Source organism: Heterorhizobium halophytocola (assembly GCF_017873095.1).
In the GTDB taxonomy this organism is placed as follows: domain Bacteria; phylum Pseudomonadota; class Alphaproteobacteria; order Rhizobiales; family Rhizobiaceae; genus Allorhizobium; species Allorhizobium halophytocola.
In genome coordinates this window covers 28254-53472 of record NZ_JAGGJU010000014.1, presented here as the reverse complement: position 1 = coordinate 53472, position 25219 = coordinate 28254, and the positions used below count along the sequence as shown (strand labels likewise).

The following is a 25219-nucleotide window of genomic DNA, read 5'->3' as shown; positions in this document are numbered from 1 at the left end:
ATTTCCATCATGACCGACAAAAAACCGCTCTACATCCTCAACGGGCCGAACCTCAACCGGCTCGGCAAGCGCGAGCCGGAGATCTACGGCACGACGACACTGGCCGAGGTCGAGGCGATGTGCCGGACGGCCGCCGGCGACCGGCCGGTCGTCTTTCACCAGACCAACAGCGAGGAAAGACTGATCGACCTGGTGCATGAGGCGATCGACGAAGGTGCCGGCATCATCGTCAATCCCGCAGCCTTCACCTTCACCTCGATGGCATTGCTGGACGCGCTGAAGATGTTTGCCGGGCCGATCATCGAGTATCACATCTCCAACATCCATCGCCGCGAACCGATCTATCATCGCTCCTATGTCTCGATGACCGCAACGACGGTGATGGCGGGCCTTGGAGCACTCGGCTATCCGGTCGCCGTGCAGGCGATCGAACGGCTGATTGCGGAGGGGCGTCGCTAGGACGTCACCCCTCCGGCCCTTTCGATCAGGCCTTGGCGGAAGGTGGGGTCTCATCCGCCGCAGCCTCGTGCTTTTCCAGCAAAAGCCCCGGCCCATGGGCATAGGCCGGATCGTAATAGGCCTTGTATTTCTCGCGGAACCGCTCGGGCGCATCGGGATCGGAATAGCGATTGAGCTGGTCCATATCCGTCTTGTTCAGGATCGCGCCGATCGCCTTGTCGGCGATCTGCGGCTCGCCTGTCAGCACGTTCTCCACCACCTTGATCGGGGTCACGCCCCATTCGGTGACGAAGACGAAACCGTCGATCTGCGGCTCCAGTGCCTTGGCATCGGACACCGGAACCAGCGGCGGCAGATCGATCACGATCACCTCGAACATGTCGCGCAACTTTTCGACCAGCTGCGCCATGGCCGGCGACGAGAAGATGTCGCTGGCCTGCATCAGGGAACTGTCCGCGGAGGCGATCGGCATGATCGCAAGCTTGGAGCGGCGATCGGCCCAGACGACCTTGGTCCAGTCGATGCCTTCCCGCAGGACCTCCACCAGCCCGGCCTGCGGCTTGCGCGCCAAAAGCTTGCTGAGCGAAGGCTCGTGCAGATTGCCGTCGAGCACCAGCGTGCGCTGGCCGCTCATCGCGAACTGGCCGGCGAGATTGGCCGCAACCATCGTGCTGCCTTCTCCCGGCAGGCACGACACCACGCCGATCACGCGGCATTTGCGCCCCTTCAGCGCGATATCCGATGCAATCCGGGCATTTCGCAACACTTCCGTATAGGGTGAGCGTGGCGCATCGATCGCCAGCCGCATCAGCTGGCGGAAGAACATCGGGTCCTTCTCGTCACTCGCCCCTTCGGTCGCCTTGTCGCCAGCGGCTTCCCCCTTCGGCGAGAGACTGCCCTTTCCGATCAAGGGCAGATAACCGAGGAAGCGCAGGCCGAGCTTGTTGCGCACGTCGTGGCCGGTTCGGAAAGACCTGTCGTTGAATTCGAGAAACGCCGCCGCACCGCATCCGACGATACCGCCCAGAATGATCGACAGCGCCAGCGTCAATGTCTTGCGCGGGCTGGACGGCGAAGACGGCGTGCCCGCTTCCGAGATGATCCGCGCCTTCGGAATGGCGAAGGATTCCTGCTGGGCCGACTGCTCGAACCGCGACAGGAAGCTCTGATAGAGGGTCTTCAGCGCGTCGGCCTTCTGCTCCAGTTCTGAGAGTTCGACCATGGACACATTGGCATCCGAATTCCGTCCGGCGACCTGATCGATACTCTTCTTCAGCGAGGTCTCGCGCGACGTCGCGACTTCGTAATCGTTGCGGAAGCTTTCGGTCAGTTGCTGCAACTCGTTATAGATCTGCCGCGCGATGTCGTGCTTCTGCGCCTTCAAGGCGACGGCCTGGGGATGGTCCGCCCCGAACTGCTCGATGATCCCCTGCTCCCGGTCATGAATGCCGATATAGCGCTTTCTCAGATCCTGCAGGATCGAGTTGTCGGTGTCGCGCGAGGAGACGACAGCATTGTTGACCGCCGCGTCCGCGCCCTTGTCGATGATCGCCTTGTACTGCTGGTAACGCGCTGCCGCCTGCGCGGTGTCGGCCTGGGCCACGATCAGCTGGCTGTTGAGATCCGCCAGCTGCTGAGAGGACAGCAATTCGCCGCGCGAGGAAACCAGTCCATGGCTCTTCTTGTATTCCTCAACGGCAAGGGCTGCCTTTTGCGAGCGCGTGTTCAGGTCGGTCAGACGTCCCTGCAGCCAGTCCGAGGCCCGTTCGGTAGCCTTGAAATCGGCGCTGACCTGTTCGTCCAGATAGGAGTTCGCATAGGTTCTGGCGATCGTCGCCGCCAGCTGCCGATCAGGCGAGCGAATCGACACGGCAATCACCGAACTGCGTCCGACACGATCGACCGAGAGCGATTGCTGCAGGATCGCGGCGGCCTTTTCGCGGCGCCCCGCCTTGATGGCCGATTCCGACGGCGGCTCGGGGGCCGGCGTCAGTACGGCGATGAGGCTCTTGATGCCATCCTTGATCAGGCCGGTCGTCGACTTCGGCGGATTGACGAACATCTCGTTCTGATCGAGCTTCGCATCCTCGACGACACGCAGAGCCAGCGATTTCGACTTCAGGATCTCGACGGCGCTGGATATGCGGTTGTCCGTCTGCTGGGCCGATTCCGAACTGTTCTTGTCATCGACGAAACGCGAGACATTCTCGTCGAGCAGGAGTTGCGTCATCGCCGTGTAGACCGGCTGGGCGGTAAACAGATAAAGCCCGGCCAGCACGATCGCGACGATGACGAAGGACACGATAACGGAGATGCGCCGGATGAAGGCGCTCCACAATTTGTCCAGATCGATAAAGCTGTCGTTGTCTTGGCGATCCATCCGCAGTATCGGCCTCGATCGGAATGTTACCTGGTCCATTATCAATCCGCCTCCGGGATTTCAGCATGCAGGCGCCGGATGGCGCCTGCAGATCGTAGATTCGAACACGTTCTCAAGCAGCCCGCACCGCTTGCTGATGGCCCGCGACCAGGTCCTGAATCGACTGGGCGAGGTCCTCGCCCAGTTCGGCCCGCAGCATGGCAAAGGCGACATTGGCCTCGATGAACCCGCGCTTGCTGCCGCAATCGAAGGTGCGTCCACCATAGGGATGAGCGTGAAATGCCTGCTGCTCGGCAAGACGCTGCATGCTGTCGGTGAGCTGGATCTCGTTGCCGGCACCACGCTCCTGCGACGCCAGAAGGCCGAAGATCTCGGGCTGCAGGATATAGCGGCCATTCAGGTAATAGTTCGACGGTGCGACGGCCGGATCCGGCTTTTCGACCATATCGGAGACTTCGAATCCGTGCTCCACCTTGTTGCCGATGCCGACAATGCCGTAGCTCGAGGTTTCGTGGGGCGCGCACTCCTCCACTGCGATCACATTGCCGCCGACCTCGTCATAAAGGTCCATCAGGCCGGCCATGCAGCCCTGCGGGCCGAACGACACCATGTCCGGCAGCAGCAGCGCGAAGGGCTCGTTGCCCACCAGCTCACGCGCGCACCAGACGGCATGACCGAGGCCCAGCGGCGACTGCTGGCGCGTATAGCTGACGGTGCCGGCGATCGGCAGCATCTTCTCCAGCAGGTCGACCTGGGCGGTCTTGCCGGCCCGCGTCAGCGACGAGGTGAGGTCCGGCGTCGTATCGAAATAGTCCTCGATCGCCGTCTTGTTACGGCTGGTGACGAAGATGATGTGCTCGATGCCGGCGGCCATGGCCTCATCGACCGCATACTGGACGACAGGACGATCGACGATCGTCAGCATTTCCTTGGGCATCGACTTGGTGGCGGGCAGGAACCGTGTCCCGTTACCGGCAACCGGAATGACCGCTTTGCGCACTGGCTGAAACTTCGTCATGAACTCCGTCCTTTCTGAAGGGCCTTGCCCCGTTCGACTGGATTGTCACCGGTTCTGTTCATGAACCGGCGCATGCGTGCGGCGATCGGCATTTGCAGATGCCTGAGGGCTCTGGGATTTTGAGCCGCAGTCTTCAACACCCCGCCGATCGACCTCTTCTTGATTTCCTCAACGAGCGTGAGGAAGGAACGGGCCTCGAAAAGGCTCCGCGTCCGCTGGCGCTGGGCGATCAGGGCTTGACCGCCCAGCGCGAACCTTTGGAGAAACAGGCTGTCCGACGACAGCATGGCATCCACATGATGCCGCTCCAGAACCCGCGAAATCGAGCCTTCCCGGATATGGTAGATATAGCCGGAATGCGGTTCGACGGCGCAGGTTCCCCCGCTGGCCAGCGCGCTGGCCAGCAGCATGTAGTCCTCGCCGATCTTCAGGCTCTCGTCGAAGCGCAGATCTTCCCGCACCAGAAACCGGCGCGAAAAGACCGGCTTCATGTAGCCGTAGTTGAAGGTCGAGCGAAAAATGATGTTCGACTGGATGAAATCCGCAAGCGTCAGGATTGCGAGCTTATGCAGATCGTCTTCGCGGAACATGCGTTGCGGCAGGCCGCCATGCATCGGCACGACATCGAGATTGTCGACCACGATCTGCGCCTCAGTGGCTTTCGCGCAGGCCAGCATCCGGCGCATGCGTTCGGGGCGCACCGCGTCGTCCGCATCGAGCACGGCGATCCAGTCTCCGCAGGCCGCAGCGATCCCGGCATTGCGCGCCGCGCCCGGTCCCCCGTTCTGCCCCTGACGGATCAGCGTTACGGGCTGGCCTGCATAGCTCTCGGCGATCTCGACCGTGGTATCGGTCGAACAATCATCGATCACCAGCACTTCGACGGTGACGCCGGTCTGCGCAAGCGCGCTGTCGATCGCGCGCGCAAGCGTGTCCTGCGCATTGTAGGCGGCAATGACGAAACTGACATCCGGACGGTGAAGACTTTCGCTCATGAAGCCTCCGCAACGCCGTATTGGCGGATTTCACGAAATCCTAGCAGGCCCGTCACGGCGCCGGCATGCAGGGCGGCGCGCAGGGCGTAACGGTTGCGCACGATCGGCGAAAAGGCGGTAGCGACGGTCATCAGCGCGCAGACGCCAAGCTTGGTGACCGCCAGTGCCGACTGCGACAGGCGCGCTGCGCCGCTGTGCTTGAGGGCCAGGATGCGGCCATGGGTCTGCCCGGAGCGGAACCGCCGCTTAGCCAGCCAGTCGAAACTCGAGCGCCTGGCCGGCACCGGCTCCTCGATCAGGGCGCGCGGGGCAAAGGCGATTTCGCCGCCCGCTTCCGTCAGCGCACTGAAGAATTGCGTGTCCTCGCCACCGCTCTGGCCGAGCGCCAGGTCGAAGCGCCGTCCGATGATGCGCCGGGAGCGCATGTCGAGCAGCACATTGCAGGTATAGCCGGTGCGGATCACCCCGTTGACCCAGACCGGCAGGGTGGAATGGAAGTCCCCCTTGCGCATCCACGGCGGCGAGGCCTCTCCGTAGACGGCCTGGACCGGACCGAGCACGGCGTCCGCATCGGTCTGAAGGGCGACGCCGTAAAGCTCGACCAGCCAGCCGGGCGATGCCATTTCGTCGTCATCGATGAAGGCGAGGAAATCACCGGTCGCTTCCGTGAGGCAGGCATTGCGGGCAATCGAGATATTGGCCTTCGGGCAATGGACATAGCTGATCGGGAAAGGCGACTGATGATGCAGTTCTTCGACCAGATCCCGGGCGCTCGGTTGCGCATCATTGTCGGCGACGATCAGCCGGACGGCGACGTCCGGCGGCACGGTCAGGGCAAAGAGCGACATCAGCGTGTCGCGCAGGGCCGGCCGCTGGAAGGTGCAGATCCCGATATCGATCCGGGTGGTTCCAAGAACAGGTGCCGTCATGCAGCGGACCTCCGTCGCTTGAGGCTGAGGAATTCGGCCCAGAAGCCCGCAGACCAGGCAAAATGCATGATCATCGCCGCAACACCTGCCAACAGACCGTAGGAATTGCGCTCGCTGATCGCGATCCAGACGCCATAGGCAAGACAAAGTCCCGCCCAGAGCAGGAAGGGCACGGCGAAGATCCAGTGGACGAAGGAAAGCAGCACGGCGATGCAGACCGGCACGACGGCAAGCGGGATCGCCTGGCGCACCTTGGGCAGCACCCTGTGCTTGAGCAGATTGCGGGCCCGGCCGCGACCATAGCCCAGATATTGCCGGAACAGCGCCGGCGCCGTCCTTCGTGGATAGTAAATCATGTAGGTGCGGCCGGTCATCCAGAGCCGGAAACCGGCAAACCGCAGGCGGTGGTCGAGTTCGGCATCCTCGTTGTGACTGAATGTCTCGTCATAGCCGCCAACCGCACGGAAGGCGTCGATCCGCATCAGCGCGTGATGGGCATGATCGACCCAGTGGCCGCCACCGCCATCGCGGTGCTTGGAGCCGCCATTGCCGAGCTTGGAATTCTGCGCGACCGCGGCCGCCCGCTGAAACAGTGCCGAGCCCACCGTCTTCATTCCCACCACGACCGACTCGGCACCCGTCTCGATCGCCTCCTCGAGCAGCACCCGGCAATAATCCTCCGGATAATCGCCATGCGCATCGATGCGGATGAGAAAATGCCTGTCGGCACCGTAGGTCTCCACGGCAAGATTGATGGCCGGCGCCTGCAGCCGCTTCGGATTGGAAAGAAGCTCGAGACCGGTGATCTCGCCCTTCAGCCGCTCGACGATCTCGACCGTGCCGTCGCTGCTGCCGCCGTCGGCAACCACGATCAGCATGTCGAGCGTGCCGCGATTTGCCGCCAGTTGGCGGACCAGCGCCTCAATATGCGCAGCCTCGTTCAGGCAGGGAATGACGATCAGTGTCTTCATGATCTTGAACCCGCTGTCGCGCATGGTTTATCTCCCCGTCCCGATTGCCGGCGAACTGACGGGCGCCCGCGCCCCGGAAAGCCGCGTTTGCAGATTGGCCAGCCTTGCAACGAGCGCCCGGCAATCCTCCGGACCGGCGACCCAGGTGGAGCGATCGACGGCGGCGAGGTCTGCCTGCAGTCGGCCATGGCGCTCGTCGGTCATCGTCTCGAACTGCCGAACCAGTGCTGCCGGGCTCCCGTCGTCCAAAGTCAATCCGATCCTGCGACTGTCCAGAAAGCGGCCCGTTTCCGTCGATTTCAGCGCGATGGGCACCGCACCGTGCAGCGACCCTTCGTAAAGCCGGTTCGGCAACAGCCAGTTGGAGTTCAGGCCTTCCTCGAAGTAGTCGATCGCCCAGACGAACTGGACCTGCGAATAGATGGAGGAGAGATCCTCGGGATATCTGTAGGCGCCGTGGAATTCGACAAAGGGTGCGTCCGCCACCTGGCGTTCGAAAGCGTCGAATTCGCTGGTCGCCGGTCTGCCGCGCAGAACGATTTCGACGCTGCCGTTCATCTCCCGGGCAAACTCGCTCAGGATGGCCAGCGACTTGCGGCAGCGGATAGCCCCGAACCAGCCGATCCGCCAGGGTTCGCCGGGCTTGGGGGAAGCCGGCCGCACGGGCGCTACCGCGCCGTCGAGATCGAGCACCTTGTTTTCCAGCAACAGTGTCGGCAGATCGAGCTGGGAACGCCTGGCAAAGTAGCTTTCGACAAAGGCCGGCGAACTGGTGACCAGCAGCCGGGCATTGCGGCCGAAATAGCCTTCGACGGACCGGAACATCCGCCCTGTCATGCCCTCGTCGAGCAGCAGCCGGTGAATGTCGAGCGATTCGTAGACAATCGGAATATCACCCCCGAACAGGCGCGCCGCGCGGCCGGCAAGCGCCAGCATCTCCAGATTGCGGGCGATAATGACGTCCGGCTTGGCGACACCCTGCAACTTCGCCTTGAGCGAGAACGCCGTGGAGGCGACGGCGCCCATGCGCTGGAGAAAGCGCGCATCGGCCGTCCGCCCGAGCGTGATCGAGCAGACCGCGGGGTCGCCGGCCAGCAGGTTTTCAGCCCGCTGGAAACCGGCGACGGTGACCTTGGCGCCACCCGTGGTCAGCATCAGCACGCGCCGCCGGATGGCGGCGTCGGCCAGATCATGTGCCAAATAAAGAATGTGCATCGTCAACTGTCGAAATCCTTGTGCACCCGGCAGCCGCATCGGCCGACCGGACATCTATCAATCGAGTGTGCAAAGCACTGAATCGGGAAATTGGCAGTCTTCGCCGGGGGCCGTGAACGCCACGCGGTCGATCTTCATGGAGATCGGAGCTTCATAGGCAAAAGGGCCCATCCAGCTGGAAAGGGTATCCGTACCCCAGAGGCTCATGAAAATTTTCTGCGCGTTGGAGGGGATCTTGGATGTGTCTGTCACCTCGTGGACGAGCTTGCCGTCGATGAAATAGCGGATCCGGTCGGCCGCCCAGATGAAGGCATAGTCGTGGTAGCTCTTGTCGGCGCCGCCGGCGACCGCGACCAGCTTTTCATTGCCGCCCGTTCCGGAAACATACTGGTTCAGCTGCACTTCGTCCGTATTCTTGCCAAGCACTTCGAAGTCGATCTCGTCATGCGGCTTGTTGTCCGTCTCGCCGATATAGCTGAAGAAGGCCGAGTTCAGGCCCGATCCGGTCGCCGCCTGCATGCGGATCTCGTAGGTGCCGTAGCCAAAGCGGGCCTTTGTCTGGATTTCTCCGCAGGCATAGTCCCGCGCCCCCAGCTTCTTCTTTTCGAAGCCGAGTTCGAGAGAGCCGTCTGCCTGATGCACCTCGCCCTTCGACCAGGTGCAGTTCTGGTGATCGCCGTTGTTCCAGCCGTCGGAAATGTACCAGAAGGACTTGTCCAGCGTGTCGAAGTTGTCGACGAAGGACTTGCCCGTCGCGCCCTGCTGGGCGAAGGCCGGGCTGCCGCCGATTGAAACCGCGAACATGATCCCAGCAGCGACGTGGACATGGAGACGGCGATAGCGTGCAATTTCCGTCATCGGTTCACCTTTACTGCTGATTTATGGGTGTGCCACTGCGTGCCCGGATGCGTATGGGACCGCATCGACTGGCCTTCGGAGGAACTGCGGGACTTGCGGCCGCGGCTCCCCGTCATCACCTGGTAGAGCGAGGGCAGATAGCGCGAGATCAGCGTGTTCGACACCACGAGGATGAAAAAAGTGAGGACGATCGCACCGAAGTAGAAGACCGGGTAGGCGTCGTTATCCATGAACCGGCGCCATGTCATCCAGAGCATCAGCAGCAGCGGATAATGGCCGCAGAAGATCCAGAAGCTGAGGCTTCCGGTATTGGCGAGGCGCTGCCCCAGCGCCGTCGGCGTTGCCAGAGCCGACAGCAGCCAGAAGCCGAGGGCACCAACGATGGACAGCGTGTTGCGAGCAAGGTCAAGCAGATAGGGATAGTCCGGCCCGGTCAGATAAAGCCCGACGGACAGCAATGTCGCCGCCAGCACCGTCAGCGCGGCCCCCAGAACGGCATGCCGGTCCAGCGCCTTTACGTCGACCTTGTAGAGCGCCAGCGCGATACCGAAAGTGAAGCTGAAAAGGATCGACTTTTTCAGCACCAGACCGATCGTGACGCCCGGCAGAATGGCGAGCCCGAACAGCAGCACACATGTCACCACCGGTGCCCGACGCACGAGAAATGCCAGGATCGGCGACAGCAGGATGCAGACGAACAGATCGCGCAGGAAATAAAGCGGCAGATCGATCGGAAATTCCTCGAGCGAGAACAGATAGCTGGTCAGTTGGCGAAACGAGGCATGCCAGAGATCCGGAAAGAACCCGATCCCGGCGCCCTGCGACTGAATGAGCGCGACGAAGACGAAGAGCCCGATATTCCAGATGAGAAAAGGTGCCAGCAGCGTCTCGACCTTGGTGCGCACCGTCTTGGGATAATCGAACGCCTCGGAGCCGCGCCGGAACAGCAGATAGCCGGAGATCGCGCTCAGACAAGGCACGCCGATGCGAAAGAAGCTGTCGCCCAGAAGCACGCGAAACCAGTCGAACGCCCCCTGGCCGCCGGCATAGGCGCTTGTCGCCGGATCGAACGGCACATGGACGAAGACGATGCCCGAGATCAGGAAAATGCGCATCAGGTTGATGCGAGTGGAGATGTTCTGATCGACACTCAACGGAGTCACCCCTGTTTGTCGGCGCCCCGCAGCGCCGCGATTTCAATCAGAGCAGACGTGTGCCCGCGCACTGCTTAGAGTCCGTGCTAGTTTCGGGCAAAATGTGGCGGCGCAGCAAAAAAGCAGCCGCAAGTTACAGACGGCGCGTCGCGTTCAACCGCCAGGTACACCTAATAAGATCATTCAAATCAATCGATTAGATCAACCAATCGGGCGTTTTGCTGCGATGCAAAATAGTCGGTATCCAAGCTCTGCAATCCAGAAAGCCGGCCCGATGCGCCGAACTTGATCCTTAAAGTCTTAGGGGAATTACGGCGACCACGCGGATAGCCGTGTCGAGAATGCGGCGAAAGAACGGCAGCATGCGCATCGCCTCTGCTTTGCTGCTTCACTTGCCGCAACTCTTGCATCGAGGACTGCGAGACAGTCGCGCGCGCGCAGGGTAGAGATCAGAGCCGCAGCCGATGACCGCGAGGTGACCGTACAATCGCAAGTCACAGCTACGGCATTGAACCCGCTTTGAGCGAAAAGTCGGGCAAGAATCCGCGCCGTGACAAATTTCAGCCTGAATGTGACTGTCTTTGATAGAGCGCTCCGCCCCATGGCTCGGAGCCGCGTCACGATTCTGTTGCTGGAGAAATCCGAAAAGATAAGCAGGACTGCCTGGCAAGCGGTGGCCACGGCTCCATGTGGCCAGTGATCCTTTAGATGAAAGCAGGGGCAATAATGGCAACATTTACAGTTGTAATTCCATTTTATCAGAAAGAGCCCGGCATCCTCGACCGCGCGCTCAACTCCGTTTTCGACCAGACCTATCAGGATTTCGACATCGTCATCGTCGACGATCAGTCACCTCTCCCGGCCAAAGAAGCGCTTTCGACACTCGATGACGAGAGGCGAGCGCGAATCACCGTGATCGGGCAGCCCAATGCCGGACCGGGTGGAGCGCGCAATACCGGCCTCGACAATGTGCCGAGCTCGACCCGGTATGTCGCCTTTCTGGATTCGGACGATCTCTGGATACCGCATCACCTGCAGAACGCCCATGACAGCATGAGCCGCTTCGGCGGCGACTGCTATTGGGCATCGATGCAGGCCAGCGAAGAGTTCTACTACCATTTCGGCGTTGCCAAGCTGAAGGAAACGGAAACCTTCACCCAGCTGAGCGATGCACCGCTGGTGATCGAGGTGCCGGAACTGGCAGGCGTGATGCTGAAGAACTGGAGCTTCCTGCATCTCTCCTGCATGGTGATCGGACGCAGCATTTTCGAAAAGGTGCGCTTCGACGCGGCCTTGCGACTGGCCGCCGAAGACGTGCTATTCTTCTGCGACTGCATCATGGCCGCCAAGCGGACGCTGCTCTGCGACGCGCCGGGTGCGATGCGCGGCAAGGGCATCAACATCTTCCACAGCATCGACAACCGCTCTCCGCAATTCCTGCGCCAGCAGTTCAACACCTGGGTTGCGCTGGACACGCTCGAAGGCCGGTTCGCCCGGCGACCGAACGACATCGCCTCCATCACGTCCTACAAGAACACGGCGCGGCGCCAGGCCTTGTGGAGCCAGGTCGGGCGCGTGCGGCAGCGCCAGGCCCCCGATCTCGGCCTGCTGGCACGGTGGGCGTGGCGCGATCCGGCGATCCTGCGCACTGTCCTGCAGCTGGGAACCGACAAGCTGTCACGCCGCCAATCCTAGAGCCCCGGCACGCTCACATCAATTTTTGAAAACCCCAAGGAGGGTGGAATGAAGCCATATCACTGGGCGTCTCATCACGGCAATTTCGGCGACGACCTCAACCTCTGGCTCTGGGACTTTCTGTTGCCCGGCTTTCGCGAGGTCCACGAAGAGACCATGCTGGTCGGCGTGGGGACGGTTCTCAATCCCGTGCTTCTGCCGACGGGCATGCGCAAGCTGGTGATCGGCAGCGGATATGGCTACGGCGCGCCGCCCGAGATCGGCAATGCCGCCGAATGGGATGTACGTTGCGTCCGCGGGCCTATGACGGCGGAACGTCTGGGCCTGCCGTCGACCATGGGCATCGTCGATCCGGCGGTGATGATCAGCGAGATGCCGGAATTCCAGAACCTGCCGAAACGGCATCAGAAGACCTTCATTCCCCATTGGGAATCGGCCGAATTCGGCATGTGGAAATCGGTCTGCGAACCCGCTGGCCTCACCTATCTGGACCCGCGTGGCGAAGCGAGATCGGTGATCGCGCACATCGCCCAGTCTGAACTGGTGATTGCCGAATCCATGCATGGCGCAATTCTGGCGGATGCCTTCCGGGTGCCCTGGATCGCGGTCTCCACGTCCCGCTCGATCAATGATTTCAAGTGGAATGACTGGGCCTCCAGCGTCAAGGCGCGCTACAGGCCGCATCAGATTCCGGTCTCCACCCGCGCCGAGGCGATCGCCAAGGGCTCCCGGTTCTGGGGTGTGAAATTCGACAGCGACAAGGCCGCCGATCCCGCGATGCCGGGCGATGCCGGCGAGGTCATGACGCGGCCGCAACCGGCGCAGACCGGCGTTCGCGGCCTGGCAAAGCAGTTCCTCGCGACGCCCTCGGTGCTGGCCCTCTGGCAGGCGAGCCGTGCGACCCCGCAACTTAGCCCCGACGGCGTGCTGGAAGACTTGCGCGGCCGCTTTCACGGGGTTCTCGAGGGGATCCGCAAGGATTATTTCTGAGAGACCGGTACGCCCGGCAAGAGATAGCGCAGGCCCGTAAGGGGCGCCGGCTCGACCGCGCGGGCGCGGCGCATCGCCTGCGTCTTGTCGCGGAAGATGCCGCCCGCAACCGCCGAAAAGGCGCCGGGCCGCTGCAGCAGATGCACGATCGCCGCACCCGCCCCCTGCTGTTTCTTCGTATCGAGGAAAGCCCGCAGGGCATAGCGGTCGCGGATATGCCGCTCGTGGCGGCGCAGCAGGGCGGCGATATCAGGGGGCAGATCGGTGCCCTGAAGGATTGCGCGATCTGCCTCGCAGAGACGATACAGGTCTTCGGTCCGGTGCTGCCCGCTCAGGGAATCCGCACGCACCACGGCGCCATAGCCGCAATGCTCGATGACCTTGTACCGGGCGCCCTTGATCAGGGCCCTCAGATACAGGTCGTAATCCTCGCCCAGCCGTAGGCTTTCATTGTAACGGATACCGTGCTCGTCGAGAAAATCGCGCCGCATCACCGGCTTCAGAAAGCCGATCTCGCCTCGCCGCACGCCGGGCTTGGAAATATTGCCTTCGAGAAATTCCACGGTTGAAATCGCCCGCGCCCGCGGCTGGAAATGCACCGGCTCGTCAACGTCCGTCGCCTTGCCGGTGAAGGCGATATTGTCGGCGATGAAGTCCCAGCCGGACTCTGCCAGCATGGGGGTGAAGCGTCCCGGAAAGAAGAAGTCGTCGGCATCCAGGATCGCGATCAGCGGTGACCTGGAGGCCTCGATCGCTCGGTTGCGTGCCGCCGCCGGGCCACGATTTTCGGCAAGAGAGATGATCTGGAGCCTGCCGGATCCGTCGTCTGCCCTCCGCGCCACGCCCGCCGTGTCGTCGCTCGAACCGTCGTCGATCACGACAACCTCGCCGACCACCGGTTCCTTGAGGGCCGAGCGGATCGCGACATCGATCGTGCTTGCGGCATTCTTCGCGGCGATGATTACGCAGACGCGCGCGGCATCGTTCATGTCACCCATCCTGTGCTGGACTAAACCTGAAGTAGTTGAGCCCAGAAACTTGACGGAGATATGATGACGACGAAAAACGGAGCTTAAAGTTCGGTGGCCTTCAGGTTCGACGGCGCCTCGGCAAGACGATCGTCCGTCCGCCTGGCCTCCCCGACCCGGTGTGCGGCAACCATGCCGTGGTCTTCGCTCTGGCGCTTCTGATGTTCGCGGCGCACGAGATAAAGGATGCCGATGAAATAACCGACCTGCAGGATGACCGCGCAAAGGACGGTCTGCCACAGGGCCGTGACGAACGAACCCGTTACCCAGGAGAGCGCTACCCAAATCGCTAAAAGGGCACCTGCCATGCTCACGAAAACGCGAGGTGCATACATCAATCGGTCCTCCCTGCCTGCTTTGGCAATACGACGGCTCCGCTCCTTCGATCCCGGAAAGACCATATAAAAACAGGGGCTGTCGTACAAGTTTCTTGAGACCTTCCTTGCACGTAAAGCATGAAACTTTCGTAAGCTCGACTCATTTTTCGACATTCACGCCGCTATTCGGTCCATTAATGAGCACACTTCCGCCACAATCACCTTCCGTGCGGTTGCATCGCAATTTTTTTCGCCTCCCTCCGGACGTTTTTAATCAACTTTTGTTAACAAATACGCGGTCGAAACCGTCTCCGTAGCTGCATTGCAGCAATGTATTGCAGCGCACAATTTCCGCCTACTCGGAACCACCTTCAAGATATGCCCGTTGTGCGAACTTGCAAACTGTCAAAGACAGCTCGCATGGCAGGAAAGGACGACAGGGCCCCATGACTTCATACTACTGCAATCTGTTAATAAGAGACAGCGAAATTAAACGAAAACGTTCAACCTATATTCCATTCGCGTCAGGATTGTTCTTATTTTAACGATTTGCTAATGAACCAGACCGCGACATGATCGGCAGCGCAGGCACGATAACCTCAAAAACCCGCTGATTTACCCAATTCCCGACACAGACTTATTATCTCATTCTGTCTCACGACGCGCCTTATGGGTACCGACCCCATCGCAGCATAAATGGAGTTTCCTCTATGAAGTCAGCGACACGCTCGGCTGGATCGCCGTTCCTCAATACCGGCGAGGCTTACATCATCAATCCTACGGGAGGCCTCGCAAAACGCACCTTCGACATCACCGCCGCACTTGTGGCGCTGATTGTGTTCAGCCCGCTGCTGCTGTTGATCATGGTCTTGGTGAAGTTCTCGGACGGAGGATCGACCTTTTATGGCCATCGTCGCATCGGCCACAACGGGCGCTATTTCCACTGCCTGAAGTTCCGCACCATGACGCCGAATGGCGATGAGGTCCTGCGCCGGCACATCGAGTCGGATCCGCAGGCCGCGGAAGAATGGCGCACGACACGCAAGCTGCGCAACGATCCCCGCGTCACCGTTGTCGGTAGCGTTCTGCGCAAGCTGAGCCTTGATGAACTGCCGCAGCTCATCAACATCCTCAAAGGCGACATGAGCGTCGTCGGCCCCCGTCCGGTAGTCGATGAAGAACTCGGTCTCTACGACCATCAGGCCGTGTTCTACCTGCAGACCCGTCCCGGCCTCACCGGCCTGTGGCAGATCAGCGGGCGCAACGACGTGTCCTACGAGAACCGCATCGCCTTCGATACGCATTACGTGCAGAACTGGTCCTTCGTTCAAGACATCCTGATTATCGCGAAGACGGTCCCCGCCGTCTGCCTTTCCCGCGGCAGCTACTGAGCAATCGATATTCGGATTCACCGCGGCCACGCATCTATGCGGGCGGAAGCTTTTCAGCGCTTTCCGCCCGCGAACCGTTTTGTGAGAGAGCGAGAAACCCAATGGACAAGAACCACGCGCGCCGCTGGCGACGGAAAGCCGCTTTCGGCCTGATTGCCGGGAGCCTGACCGTGTTGACCGCCGCGACAGCCTTGGCGCAGGATGCCGGCTATCGGCTGGATGTCATGGACAAGCTCAAGATCCGGGTTGCCGAATGGCAGCCGGCAGACGGGACCATCCACAGCATGGACGGCATTGCCGGCGACTACACGATCGGACCGGAGGGCACGATCTTTCTGCCCTTCATCGGTGACATCAAGGCCGCCGGGCGGTCACCCTCCGACATTTCGAAGGAGATCGGCGAGCGACTGCAGAGCCAGTTTGCGCTGCGCACGACCCCGTCTGCATCCGTCGAAGTCGCCGAATTCGGGCCGATCTATCTGGCAGGCGACATACAGACGCCGGGACAATACCCCTTTGCGCCCAATCTCACGGTGCTGAAAGCCGTCAGCCTCGCAGGCGGCCTGCGACGCGCCGACGCCGGCCAGCGCTTTGCCCGCGACTTCATCAATGCCAGCGGCGACACCGCCGTCAACCAGGCCGAATATGCAAGGCTTCTTGCCCGCCGTGCCCGTCTACTGGCCGAAATCAACGACAAGACCGAGATCAAGATACCGCCCGGCCTTGAAAAGGTCGCCAATGCCAAGACGCTGCTCGCCAGCGAGCAGGCCTTGATGCAGTCGCGGCGCGAAAGCTACGAACTGCGGCTGAAGGCGCTCGGTGATCTGAAGGAACTGCTGAACAGCGAAGTTCAGTCGCTCAATCAGAAGGAAGCCACCCAGCAGTCGCAGCTGAAGCTCGTCAAGGAAGATCGCGCGCGTATCGACCGCCTGACGGAAAAGGGGCTGATGACCAGCAGCCGGCAGCTGACCAGCGCGGAGCGCTCCGCCAATGTCGAGTCGACGCTGCTCGACATCGACACCGCGACGCTGAGGGCCAAACAGGACATCAGCCAGGCGGATCAGGACGAGATCACCCTGCGCAACAACTGGAAGGCCGACAGAACCAAGGAGCTTCAGGATACCGAGGCGCAGATCGAGAAGATCGAGCTTGAGCTCTCGACCAATCATCAGCTGATGTCGGAGGCGCTGGCACAGTCGGCCGAAGCGGCCAAGTTCGACCCGAGCGGCAAGCCGACCTCGGTGAAGTACACCATCGTGCGCGACGACGGCGATGGCGCCAAGGAGATCCCCGTCGATGAAACCGTCAAGCTCGAGCCGGGCGACGTGGTCAAGGTGATGTCGCAGTTGCTGATGGAGTGAGTGCGGCATGAGGATTGCAAAGAGCCTGCTGGTAGAGCCAGAGACCAACGATCTCTACGGCATCATGGCCATGGTGCTGTCGCTTTTCGTGTTCGCCTACTCGACCCGGTTCGGGCAGATTTCGATTCTGGCCTTTTACGGCGTCTGGCTGCCGCTGGTGGTGGTCGACTATCGTCGGGTGCTCGGAAACTATTTCCACTTCACCTGGATCTTTGCCTTCGCCATTCTCTGCTTCCTCTCCGCATTCTGGTCGCAGGCACCCTCCACCTCGCTTCGCGCCGCCACCCAGTATCTGACCCATGTGGTCTGCGCGCTGATTGCCATGCGCGTCATCGCACCGGTGACCCTGGTGCGCGGCAGCGTGGTCGGCTGCGCCGTCGTGCTGCTCTATTCGCTGGCCTTCGGCAGCTACAGCTACGATGTGCTCGATAGCAGCTACAGCTTTGTCGGCGCCTTCGATTCGAAGAACCAGCTCGGCTTCTATGCCTCGCTCGGTGTCCTCTTCTGCTATGCCCTCATCACCGTATTCCGCGCCCGGGGCTTCTGGTTCCTGGCAAGTCTGGGCTCGGCGCTGATATCCGGCTACGCTCTGTTTGCATCGAAATCGGCAACCTCGGTGATTACGACCCTTGCGGTCATCTGTGTGTGCGCCGTTTTGCAGCTCAGCCTCTGGGTCTCACCGCGTCAGCGCCGGGCGATCTTCGCGATCGGCATCATCCTGGCCATCGGCACCGCCATAGCGGCCCTGCAGTCCGGGGCCGTCGATGCCGTTCTCGGTGCCTTCGGCAAGGACACCACGCTCACCGGCCGCACCTATCTATGGCAGCAGGGCATCATCGCCGCGCACGCGGCCCCCTGGTTCGGGGTCGGCTATCAGGGCTATTGGGTGCACGGCTTTGCCGATGCGGAACGGCTATGGCAGGAATTCTACATTGCCTCGCGGACCGGCTTCCACTTCCACAACACCTATATCGAGACCACCGTCGAAACCGGCCTCGTCGGCACCACCCTGCTGACCATGGTCCTGCTGGTATCGCTTTTCGGCCATCTCCACCGTTTCCTGATGCTGGACAGAAGCGAAAGCGCCTTGCTGCTTGTCAGCATCAGCATGCTGCTTCTGGTGCGCTCCTTCGTCGAGATCGACATCCTGTTCGCCTATCAGGTCGGGTCCTTCCTGCTCTATTACGCAGCAGGACGGCTGACGCTTGCAGAGCCGCGGGCCGCCCATCGAGAGGCCATCGAGGAGTTCGCCGAAGTCGGCGAACGCTACAGGCTTCCCCAGCCGAAATAGGAAAAGGCGCTTCGTGACCTAACCGACGACGATGATATGCAGCGCCTTGGGGCCATGGGCGCCCAAGAGCAGTTTCTGCTCGATATCGGCCGAGCGCGAGGGCCCGGTAATGAAGTTCAGCGTCCGCGGCATGGTCGCCTTGCCGTTCGCGGCCCGCAGCCTCGCGAAGACCGTTTCCAGATCGCCACCGATCGCGTCAGCCGCCACGACCACGATATGCTGCTCGGGCAGGAAGCTGATCGTCACCGGATTGTCCGCCCCGGACAGCAGCGCCAGCGTGCCGGTCTCGGCAATGCCACCGAAGGCATGGCTGATGCCGACGAGATCAAGGCCGTCGGACGCGCCGTGGCGGATCTCAAGCGTGTTTTCGGACGACCATGGGGCCTCGGCCAGGCGAGGATCCGCCCCCATGCGCAAGACCGCCGGCAGGTTATGGGCGCGCAGGAATTCGCCGACTGCAGCCGGCAGGCGATCGAGGGTATCGATCCTGTCGGTCGTGGCATTGTATTTCTCCGCCATGGCGCGGAACAATGCGATCCTGTCTTCCAACGGCAGCTGTCCACGGGCCGGAATGATGCCGACCGGCGGGGAGGCAATACGCTCGGCAACGGTCCGGCGGCGCGTCTCGTCATCGCGGTCGGCACCGAGCGAACCGCGAATCTTGCCGAGAATGGCTGTCTTGCCGCTCATCGTCATGCCACCTTCCTCCGCCCGGCTTTGGCAGCTTCCCACTGGGCCAGGAATGTCTGTCCCTCCGGTGCCGGCAGATCGCGATATTTGGTCCAGCCGCCGGCAAGCGGCAAATGCCGGAGCCTATGGCTTCTACCGCCGATCAGTGAAAGCGCGCGCATCGCGAGACGCGTGGCAGCCTGGTAGAGCGCAGGCCGCTTCGCAAAGAACGCCCAGACGCCGAGACCGTAGCGCACGGTGGCCGGCGACAGATGCCGCTCGAATTCCTTCTCGCGCCAGTGCCGCATCATCTTCGGCAAGGGAATGCGCATCGGACAGACCGCTTCGCAGCGGCCGCAAAAGGTCGAGGCATTGGGCAGTTCGGCCGAATTCTCGATGCCGAACAGGGCCGGCGTTAGGACGGCCCCCATGGGCCCCGGATAAACCGAGCCATAGGCATGGCCACCGACGGCGTGATAGACGGGACAATGGTTGATGCAAGCGCCGCAACGGATGCAGCGGAGCATTTCCTGGAACTCGGTGCCGAGCATCGATGAGCGGCCGTTGTCGAGCAGCACGACATGGTATTCGTCGGGTCCATCCGGATCGTCGGCCCGTTTCGGCCCGGTGGAAAATGTGGTGTAGACCGACATATCCTGCCCGGTCGCCGAACGCGCCAGAAGCCTGAGGATCTGGGCGCAGTCTTCCAGCGTCGGGACGATCTTTTCCAGCGAGGCGACGACGACATGCACCTTGCCGAGCGACTGGGTCAGATCGCCATTGCCTTCATTGGTAACAATGACCGAGGAGCCGGTCTCGGCAATCAGGAAATTCGCCCCGGTGATCCCGACATCCGCCTCGAAATAGCGCTGGCGCAGCACGCCGCGGGCTTCCGACAGCAGCGTTTCGGGCTCCGTCAGGTCACGCGCGACGTCGAGATGGGTGTGGACGCGGCGGAAATCCGCCTCGACCTGATCCCGGTTGAGGTGAACGGCCGGCGCGATGATATGGCTGGGATGCTCACCGCGCAGCTGGATGATGTATTCGCCGAGATCCGTCTCGATCGGCTGAACGCCCTCGCCTTCGAGGAATTCGTTGAGATTGATCTCCTCTGTGATCATCGACTTGCCCTTGGTGACGGTCCTGGCGCCAACCCGCTTGCAGATGTCGAGGATGATGTTGCGCGCGTCTTCGGCGGTCTCGGCCCAGTGGACATGGCCGCCCGCGGCCGTCACCTTCTCCTCATAGGCTTCCAGATAGAGGTCGAGATTGTCGAGCGTATGATCCTTGATCGCCTTACCGCGATCGCGGATGTCCTCGAATTCGGGAAGGGCGGCGGCGGCGATCGCCCGCTTGGCGATGAAGCCGGTTTCGACATTCTTCAGCGCCCGCTGCAACTGCGCATCGCCAAGCGCGCCGAAGGCATTGTCCTTGAACCGGTCGGTCGTCAGTTCCATCTCCGCCTCCTCACTTGCCCGAGCCTGCGATCGGTGCCTTGGCGGTCATCCCGGCCAGCACCTCGGCCACATGGCGCACTTCGATTGCCGATCCCTCGCGCTTCAGCTTGCCGGCCATGTTCATCAGACAGCCCATGTCACCCGCAAGCATCATGTCGGCACCGGTCTCGACGATCGCCTTGGTCTTCTTCGACACGATGGCGTTGGAGATATCGGCATATTTGACGCAGAAGGTGCCGCCGAAGCCGCAGCAGACATCACTGCCGTCCATCTCCCTGACCTCCAGTCCCTCGACCGAGGCCAACAGCTTGCGCGGCTGGGTCTGAACCCCGAGTTCGCGCAGGCCCGAGCAGCTGTCGTGATAGGTGACGGTCCCGGCCAGCTTGGCCGACACGCCCGGCACGAACATCACATCGGTCAGGAACGAGACGAGTTCGTGAACCTTGTCGGAAAAGCGCCGACAGCGCTCCTCCCATTGGGCGTCCCCCTTGAAAAGCTCCGGATAATGCTTCTTCAGCATGGCCGCACAGGAGCCGGACGGCGCCACGACATAATCGAATGCCTCGAACAGCTCAATCACCTGGACGGCGAGATCGCGGCTGTCCTTGCGGTCGCCGGAATTATAGGCCGGCTGGCCGCAACAGGTCTGCGCCATCGGCACATGCACCTCGCACCCGGCATCCTCGATCAGCTGCGCGGCGGCAAAGCCGACCGTCGGGCGAAAGAGATCGACCAGACAGGTGGCGAACAGCCCGACCTTCGGCTTCGTCATGGTTTGCGCTGTCGTCATGCCTTCACTGCCCCTTGGGTTCAAGTTCGCGTTTGCCGGTGCGGCCGACGGCCGCCGCCTGGGCGTCGCGCTGTAGCAGCCTGAGGCGGGCGACCCGCCCGCGTTCTCCCGCCTGCTCGGCCTCGTCGACGGCGCGGCGGACAAAATCGATATGGTCCTGCGCTGCCTGCTTGGCGGCAGCCGCATCCCCGGCGACGATGGCATCGAAGATTGCCTCGTGCTGGGCAAGCAGTGCGGCGCCCGACAACCCGTTGTCGAATACCGCCTGCCGGTTCAGCACGATCCCCTCGCTGAGCAGCCGGTAACAGGCGCGCAGCGTGTGGAGCAGGATGATGTTGTGCGCCGCTTCGCCGATCGCATTGTGAAACTCGACATCGGCGCGCATCTCGTCCTCGGCGCGGCTTTCCGCGTGGGCCTGGCGCATGTCCGTGATGATCCTGGCAAGAAGCGCCTTGTCGGCCTCCGTCGCCCGCAGTGCTGCCAGTTCCGCCGTCATGCCCTCCAGCTCGCGGCGATAGTCGAGATAGTCGCGGGTCGCTCTGGGATGCCTTGATATCAGTGCCGTCAGCGGCTCTGAAAACACCTGGCCGACAATATCGGCAACGAAGGTGCCGCCACCATGCTGGCTGCGCACCAGGCCGCGTGCTTCCAGAAGTTTCAGCGCCTCCCGCAGGATCGGCCGGGACACGTCGAAGGACTCTGCCAGATCGCGTTCACCGGGCAACCGATCCCCGTCGCGCAGCACGCCGTCGAGGATCATGCCTTCGATCTGCCGCACCACCTCGTCGGCGGTGCGTCCATGGCTGATGCCGGAAAACAGGCTTGCCTCGTCCACGATCGATCTCCTCCTCCAAGATCTATCGACAGGTGAAGAATTGGTCAAATAATTTATCCAGTCGACCGTCATGCATTGGCGGCATGCTCCCTACCCCCATGCGGGGACCGGCACCGCGGTCGAAAACCGCGACATTCGCCTTGCTGTCCACCCGCATTGTCCTCTGCTAAAGTCGACCGGCGAAAAGAGAGGGAGACGGTGTCGAACAGCCAGTTTGCTTATCCCGTGGCGCCAGAGCGGGCCGCAGCCCTCGGCGAAATCCATGCAAGACCCTATGCCCTGCTGGGGCCAGATCGCCTGATCTTCCAGCTTGCCTTCATGATGGAGGGTGGCTCGATCGTCCATCATGCCGTGATCTCGGATCTGTCGCGCGCCCGCGGCATCGCGCCGCCGGAACAGAATGCGCGGTATCATGCTCTCGCCTGGGGACAGGGTACCTTGCGCTGGGAGCGGCACACGGAATTCTCCACCTTCTTCTGGGACGGCCCGCTGCCCCCGGCCTTTGGCGGAGACGTGTCTCCGCACCCGTTCGGCGACGGCTTCTCGCCTCCCGGTACGCTGATCTCGGCGATCCGCCTCGAAATTCGCGGCGACGGAGACGACGCACGAAATGCCTTGTCTGCCTTCGACCCCGCGAGCCTCTGCCACAGCGAGGTGGAAAAGGGGCAGGCGACCGTTCTCACCGACTTCCGCCAGGACGGCAACGGATTGACGCAGATGCTGCTGGTCGACCACGGCCTGAGTGCTGCGCGACGGGGTGCACTCGCGCAGCGCCTGCTCGACATCGAAACCTATCGGACGCTCGCCATGCTGGGCCTGCCGCTTGCCCAGCAGCTCTCCTCCGATATCCGCCGCATCGAGGACGGGCTGGCGGACATAACGCGGCGAATGAAGGACAATGCCCGCGACGAAGCCGATGCCATTCTCTATGAGATTACCGGGCTTGCCGCGGAACTGGAGGCCAATGCCGCCTTCAGCCTCTATCGCTTCGGCGCGTCGCGCGCCTATGACGGTATCGTGTCGGAGCGCATACAGGCGCTGGAAGAAATGCCGGTGTCGGGCGCCGAAACGCTCGGGTCCTTCCTCGGGCGGCGTCTGGCACCCGCCATGCGCACCTGCCAGGCGGTGGAGGAACGTCAGGCCAACCTGTCCCGCAAGCTGTCGCGCGCCACCGGCCTCGTTCGATCCTGGATCGACGTCGAACTGGAACGGCAGAATTCCGACCTTCTGGCGGCAATGAACCGGCGCGCGGAAATGCAGTTGCGCCTGCAGCAGACAGTCGAGGGCCTGTCGGTCGCCGCCATCTCCTATTACGTCATCGGCCTCGTCGGCTATGTGCTGAAAGCCCTCAGCCACGATCTCCTGCCGGTCGATCCGGCCGTCGCGACCGGCGCCGCAGTGCCGGTGGTGGTGATTACCGTGTGGTGGATCGTAAGACGGATCCGGCGCCGTCATATCGCCTGACGATCATCATCTTCCGCCTGTCCATTGTCGATCACCGGCGATGACAGTTGCCCCACCGCGACGGAGCCACCGGCTGGATCCCGCTCCTCGAACTGGGCAGCGCGGGCAAACAGCATGGCCGTGTCGACCATGGTTGCAAGATCCGTGTCGAGGCCTGCCGCCGTGACGCAGATCCCGTCGATGCCCAGCCTGCGGTTTGCCTGACGCGACCAGCGATAGATGCGCGTATAGTGCGGCGCGAGCACCTCCTCCATCTCCGGCCGCAGCGTCAGGATCATCATCTGCTGGCGCCCGAACGACCAGGGATAGGCTCTCTGGATCGCCTGCCAGGGAAATGTCGTGGTCGAAACCCGCAGGTCCCGGATCCCCTGCGGCCCGATCGTCACCAGCACGCCGCGCTCGCTCAACAGCCTCCAGCCGATCAGGATTGCACACAGGCCGAAGAACAGCACCCCGACAGAGCCGACACTGATCTGCACGAAGCCGGCGGACCGGCCAAAGCCCTGGACGACCAGAACGGTGCCGATCGCCGTGAAGGCCAGCGATCCGGCCAGTGCAAGCGTCAGCTTGCCGGGCGAACCCCGCGCCTGCAGGGGCGCCGCCAGCTGCGGCATGCGATGCGCAAGCGATGTCATCGGCGAGCCCTCGTCCTCATTAGCACCTTAAGCGCGACAGGCTCGCCCGAGCGGCCCGCGCCGTCAAGTCCGGGCGAGGTGGCGACGGCCCTTGCCGATATCCGGCAAGAACACCGTCATGAGACCGATCAGCGGCAAATAGGAGCAGAGGCGGTAGACGAATTCGATGCCGTAATGATCGGCCACCACGCCGAGAATCGCAGCGGCAATGCCGCCAATGCCGAAGGCGAAGCCGAAGAACAGGCCGGCAATCATGCCGACGCGGCCGGGCACGAGTTCCTGGGCGAAGACGACGATCGCCGAGAAGGCCGAGGCGAGGATCACGCCGATAATGAAGGTCAGCACGACGGTTGGATAGAACCCGACATAGGGAAGCGCGAGCGTGAACGGCAGGGTGCCGAGGATCGAGAACCAGATGACAAATTTCGTGCCGAACCAGTCGACGATCGGTCCGCCGGCGACGGTTCCGACCGCCACTGCGCCGAGGAAGACGAACAGCAGGATCTGCGCCTGCTGCACGGAAACCGCAAACCGCTCGATCATGTAGAAGGTGTAGTAGCTGGAGATGCTGGCCATGTAGACATATTTGGAAAACACCAGCAGAGCCAGCACGCAGATCGCCTTGATGACGACCGCGCGCGGCAATGCGACGAGCGGGCTCGCCGGCGGGCGCTTGGCATTGGCGCGCCTGTTCTCTGCATACCAGTTGCCGACCCGCCAGAGCACGGCGATGCCGACAAGCGCGATGACGCAGAACCAGGCCACGCTTGTCTGGCCGTTCGGCAACACGATGAAGGCGGCCAGCAGCGGGCCGATCGCCGAGCCGAAATTGCCGCCAACCTGGAACAGCGACTGTGCAAGGCCATGGCGCCCGCCGGACGCCAGACGTGCGACGCGCGAGGATTCCGGATGAAAGATCGCCGACCCCAGACCGACGACACCGGCGCCGACCAGCAGCATCCAATAACTGTGGGCATAGGCCAGCAGCAGCAGTCCGATGAGTGTCGAGCTCATGCCGGCCGCCAGCGAATAGGGCAGTGGCCGCTTGTCGGTATAGATGCCGATGAGCGGCTGCAGCAGCGATGCCGTCACCTGAAACACCAGTCCGAGCAGACCGATCTCGGCGAAGTCGAGCGCGTAGCTCTGCTTGATCATCGGATAAAGCGCCGGGATCAGCGACTGCATCGTGTCGTTGAGCAGATGGCAGAAACTGATCGCCATGATGATGTTGAACACCGTTGCTTCGGTCTTGATCGGCATGCCGGGTGCTGTGTCGGCCATCGTGAAGGGCTCCATTATCGGGACGACCTTGATAGA

Annotated in this window: 23 protein-coding genes; 7 read left to right on the top strand and 16 right to left on the bottom strand. The window is 62.1% G+C overall.

Annotated features, from left to right (window positions below; genetic code table 11):
- Window positions 1–9: 9 nt before the first annotated feature.
- Entirely contained in the window at window positions 10–459 is a 450-nt protein-coding gene (locus J2Z17_RS21865) for a type II 3-dehydroquinate dehydratase (RefSeq protein ID WP_209948272.1), read from the top strand.
- Between the two features lie 25 nt (window positions 460–484).
- Here the strand turns inward: J2Z17_RS21865 and J2Z17_RS21860 are convergent, their stop codons facing one another.
- The 8 genes from J2Z17_RS21860 to J2Z17_RS21825 all read right to left on the bottom strand — a co-directional run bounded on the left by J2Z17_RS21860 (window position 485) and on the right by J2Z17_RS21825 (window position 9979).
- Complete coding sequence (locus J2Z17_RS21860; RefSeq protein ID WP_209948270.1) at window positions 485–2878, bottom strand: Wzz/FepE/Etk N-terminal domain-containing protein; 2394 nt, start codon at window positions 2876–2878, stop codon at window positions 485–487.
- A 73-nt stretch (window positions 2879–2951) separates the two neighbouring features.
- Complete coding sequence (locus tag J2Z17_RS21855) at window positions 2952–3857, bottom strand: UTP--glucose-1-phosphate uridylyltransferase (protein ID WP_209948268.1); 906 nt, start codon at window positions 3855–3857, stop codon at window positions 2952–2954.
- The gene (locus J2Z17_RS21850) at window positions 3854–4852 is read right to left on the bottom strand and encodes a glycosyltransferase family 2 protein (protein WP_209948266.1); all 999 of its coding nucleotides are present in this window, start codon (window positions 4850–4852) and stop codon (window positions 3854–3856) included. Before J2Z17_RS21850 ends, J2Z17_RS21855 begins: the two co-directional genes overlap by 4 nt.
- Window positions 4849–5781 carry a glycosyltransferase family 2 protein gene (locus J2Z17_RS21845; protein WP_209948263.1) on the bottom strand — a complete coding sequence of 311 codons (933 nt, stop codon included), beginning with the start codon at window positions 5779–5781 and terminating at the stop codon, window positions 4849–4851. The genes J2Z17_RS21850 and J2Z17_RS21845 overlap by 4 nt, the downstream gene beginning before the upstream one ends.
- Window positions 5778–6776: a glycosyltransferase family 2 protein gene (locus J2Z17_RS21840; RefSeq protein WP_209948261.1), complete on the bottom strand. Its 999-nt coding sequence runs from the start codon at window positions 6774–6776 to the stop codon at window positions 5778–5780. Before J2Z17_RS21840 ends, J2Z17_RS21845 begins: the two co-directional genes overlap by 4 nt.
- Before the next feature lie 3 nt (window positions 6777–6779).
- Window positions 6780–7967, bottom strand: a complete 1188-nt coding sequence (locus tag J2Z17_RS21835; RefSeq protein WP_209948259.1) for a glycosyltransferase family protein — start codon at window positions 7965–7967, stop codon at window positions 6780–6782.
- Window positions 7968–8024: 57 nt separating this feature from the next.
- Complete coding sequence (gene exoK, locus J2Z17_RS21830) at window positions 8025–8771, bottom strand: endo-1,3-1,4-beta-glycanase ExoK (protein WP_209948515.1); 747 nt, start codon at window positions 8769–8771, stop codon at window positions 8025–8027.
- A 50-nt stretch (window positions 8772–8821) separates the two neighbouring features.
- Complete coding sequence (locus tag J2Z17_RS21825) at window positions 8822–9979, bottom strand: acyltransferase family protein (protein ID WP_245224280.1); 1158 nt, start codon at window positions 9977–9979, stop codon at window positions 8822–8824.
- Window positions 9980–10705: 726 nt separating this feature from the next.
- On the opposite strand from J2Z17_RS21825, the gene J2Z17_RS21820 reads away from it, so the two are divergent.
- Window positions 10706–11674 (top strand): glycosyltransferase family A protein, encoded by a 969-nt coding sequence (locus J2Z17_RS21820; protein WP_209948257.1) that lies wholly within the window; start codon window positions 10706–10708, stop codon window positions 11672–11674.
- A gap of 48 nt (window positions 11675–11722) precedes the next feature.
- Complete coding sequence (locus J2Z17_RS21815; RefSeq protein ID WP_209948255.1) at window positions 11723–12664, top strand: polysaccharide pyruvyl transferase family protein; 942 nt, start codon at window positions 11723–11725, stop codon at window positions 12662–12664.
- Here J2Z17_RS21815 and J2Z17_RS21810 read toward each other — a convergent pair.
- A complete protein-coding gene (locus tag J2Z17_RS21810; RefSeq protein WP_209948253.1) occupies window positions 12655–13653 on the bottom strand; it encodes a glycosyltransferase family 2 protein in 999 nt (332 codons plus the stop codon). The two genes, J2Z17_RS21815 and J2Z17_RS21810, sit on opposite strands and share 10 nt — an antisense overlap.
- An 83-nt stretch (window positions 13654–13736) precedes the next feature.
- Window positions 13737–14117, bottom strand: a complete 381-nt coding sequence (locus tag J2Z17_RS21805) for an exopolysaccharide production repressor protein (RefSeq protein ID WP_245224279.1) — start codon at window positions 14115–14117, stop codon at window positions 13737–13739.
- Between the two features lie 602 nt (window positions 14118–14719).
- Between J2Z17_RS21805 and J2Z17_RS21800 the strand changes: the two genes are divergently transcribed.
- The 3 genes from J2Z17_RS21800 (at window position 14720) to J2Z17_RS21790 (ending at window position 18052) form a co-directional block, all read left to right on the top strand.
- Window positions 14720–15400, top strand: coding sequence for a sugar transferase (locus J2Z17_RS21800; protein WP_209948251.1), 681 nt, complete (start codon window positions 14720–14722; stop codon window positions 15398–15400).
- Between the two features lie 101 nt (window positions 15401–15501).
- A complete protein-coding gene (locus J2Z17_RS21795; protein ID WP_209948249.1) occupies window positions 15502–16761 on the top strand; it encodes a polysaccharide biosynthesis/export family protein in 1260 nt (419 codons plus the stop codon).
- Window positions 16762–16768: 7 nt separating this feature from the next.
- Window positions 16769–18052, top strand: a complete 1284-nt coding sequence (locus J2Z17_RS21790) for an O-antigen ligase family protein (protein WP_209948247.1) — start codon at window positions 16769–16771, stop codon at window positions 18050–18052.
- Window positions 18053–18070: 18 nt separating this feature from the next.
- Here J2Z17_RS21790 and J2Z17_RS21785 read toward each other — a convergent pair whose 3' ends face one another.
- The 4 genes from J2Z17_RS21785 to J2Z17_RS21770 are packed head-to-tail and all read right to left on the bottom strand — an operon-like array spanning window position 18071 to window position 21803.
- Window positions 18071–18742: a LutC/YkgG family protein gene (locus J2Z17_RS21785; RefSeq protein ID WP_209948245.1), complete on the bottom strand. Its 672-nt coding sequence runs from the start codon at window positions 18740–18742 to the stop codon at window positions 18071–18073.
- Between the two features lie 2 nt (window positions 18743–18744).
- On the bottom strand, window positions 18745–20178 hold the full coding sequence (locus tag J2Z17_RS21780) for a LutB/LldF family L-lactate oxidation iron-sulfur protein (protein ID WP_209948243.1): 1434 nt from the start codon (window positions 20176–20178) through the stop codon (window positions 18745–18747).
- Between the two features lie 10 nt (window positions 20179–20188).
- Complete coding sequence (locus tag J2Z17_RS21775; RefSeq protein WP_209948241.1) at window positions 20189–20968, bottom strand: (Fe-S)-binding protein; 780 nt, start codon at window positions 20966–20968, stop codon at window positions 20189–20191.
- Window positions 20969–20972: 4 nt separating this feature from the next.
- Window positions 20973–21803, bottom strand: coding sequence for a FadR/GntR family transcriptional regulator (locus J2Z17_RS21770; protein WP_342454447.1), 831 nt, complete (start codon window positions 21801–21803; stop codon window positions 20973–20975).
- 198 nt (window positions 21804–22001) lie between these two features.
- On the opposite strand from J2Z17_RS21770, the gene J2Z17_RS21765 reads away from it, so the two are divergent.
- Window positions 22002–23267: a DUF3422 family protein gene (locus J2Z17_RS21765; protein WP_209948236.1), complete on the top strand. Its 1266-nt coding sequence runs from the start codon at window positions 22002–22004 to the stop codon at window positions 23265–23267.
- Here the strand turns inward: J2Z17_RS21765 and J2Z17_RS21760 are convergent.
- Window positions 23255–23902: an STM3941 family protein gene (locus J2Z17_RS21760; protein ID WP_209948234.1), complete on the bottom strand. Its 648-nt coding sequence runs from the start codon at window positions 23900–23902 to the stop codon at window positions 23255–23257. The two genes, J2Z17_RS21765 and J2Z17_RS21760, sit on opposite strands and share 13 nt — an antisense overlap.
- Window positions 23903–23965: 63 nt before the next feature.
- Window positions 23966–25183, bottom strand: a complete 1218-nt coding sequence (locus J2Z17_RS21755) for an MFS transporter (protein WP_209948232.1) — start codon at window positions 25181–25183, stop codon at window positions 23966–23968.
- Window positions 25184–25219 lie beyond the last annotated feature (36 nt).

Bases quoted from the DNA above. Each gene is read 5' to 3' on its own strand.
- J2Z17_RS21810 (WP_209948253.1), bottom strand. From the start codon at position 13,653: ATGAACGATGCCGCGCGCGTCTGCGTAATCATCGCCGCGAAGAATGCC.
- J2Z17_RS21800 (WP_209948251.1), top strand. From the start codon at position 14,720: ATGAAGTCAGCGACACGCTCGGCTGGATCGCCGTTCCTCAATACCGGC.
- J2Z17_RS21780 (WP_209948243.1), bottom strand. From the start codon at position 20,178: ATGGAACTGACGACCGACCGGTTCAAGGACAATGCCTTCGGCGCGCTT.
- J2Z17_RS21845 (WP_209948263.1), bottom strand. From the start codon at position 5,781: ATGACGGCACCTGTTCTTGGAACCACCCGGATCGATATCGGGATCTGC.
- J2Z17_RS21790 (WP_209948247.1), top strand. From the start codon at position 16,769: ATGAGGATTGCAAAGAGCCTGCTGGTAGAGCCAGAGACCAACGATCTC.
- J2Z17_RS21785 (WP_209948245.1), bottom strand. From the start codon at position 18,742: ATGAGCGGCAAGACAGCCATTCTCGGCAAGATTCGCGGTTCGCTCGGT.
- J2Z17_RS21755 (WP_209948232.1), bottom strand. From the start codon at position 25,183: ATGGCCGACACAGCACCCGGCATGCCGATCAAGACCGAAGCAACGGTG.
- J2Z17_RS21795 (WP_209948249.1), top strand. From the start codon at position 15,502: ATGGACAAGAACCACGCGCGCCGCTGGCGACGGAAAGCCGCTTTCGGC.
- J2Z17_RS21815 (WP_209948255.1), top strand. From the start codon at position 11,723: ATGAAGCCATATCACTGGGCGTCTCATCACGGCAATTTCGGCGACGAC.
- J2Z17_RS21865 (WP_209948272.1), top strand. From the start codon at position 10: ATGACCGACAAAAAACCGCTCTACATCCTCAACGGGCCGAACCTCAAC.
- exoK (WP_209948515.1), bottom strand. From the start codon at position 8,771: ATGTTCGCGGTTTCAATCGGCGGCAGCCCGGCCTTCGCCCAGCAGGGC.
- J2Z17_RS21760 (WP_209948234.1), bottom strand. From the start codon at position 23,902: ATGACATCGCTTGCGCATCGCATGCCGCAGCTGGCGGCGCCCCTGCAG.
- J2Z17_RS21855 (WP_209948268.1), bottom strand. From the start codon at position 3,857: ATGACGAAGTTTCAGCCAGTGCGCAAAGCGGTCATTCCGGTTGCCGGT.
- J2Z17_RS21820 (WP_209948257.1), top strand. From the start codon at position 10,706: ATGGCAACATTTACAGTTGTAATTCCATTTTATCAGAAAGAGCCCGGC.
- J2Z17_RS21850 (WP_209948266.1), bottom strand. From the start codon at position 4,852: ATGAGCGAAAGTCTTCACCGTCCGGATGTCAGTTTCGTCATTGCCGCC.
- J2Z17_RS21840 (WP_209948261.1), bottom strand. From the start codon at position 6,776: ATGCGCGACAGCGGGTTCAAGATCATGAAGACACTGATCGTCATTCCC.
- J2Z17_RS21835 (WP_209948259.1), bottom strand. From the start codon at position 7,967: ATGCACATTCTTTATTTGGCACATGATCTGGCCGACGCCGCCATCCGG.
- J2Z17_RS21775 (WP_209948241.1), bottom strand. From the start codon at position 20,968: ATGACGACAGCGCAAACCATGACGAAGCCGAAGGTCGGGCTGTTCGCC.
- J2Z17_RS21860 (WP_209948270.1), bottom strand. From the start codon at position 2,878: ATGGACCAGGTAACATTCCGATCGAGGCCGATACTGCGGATGGATCGC.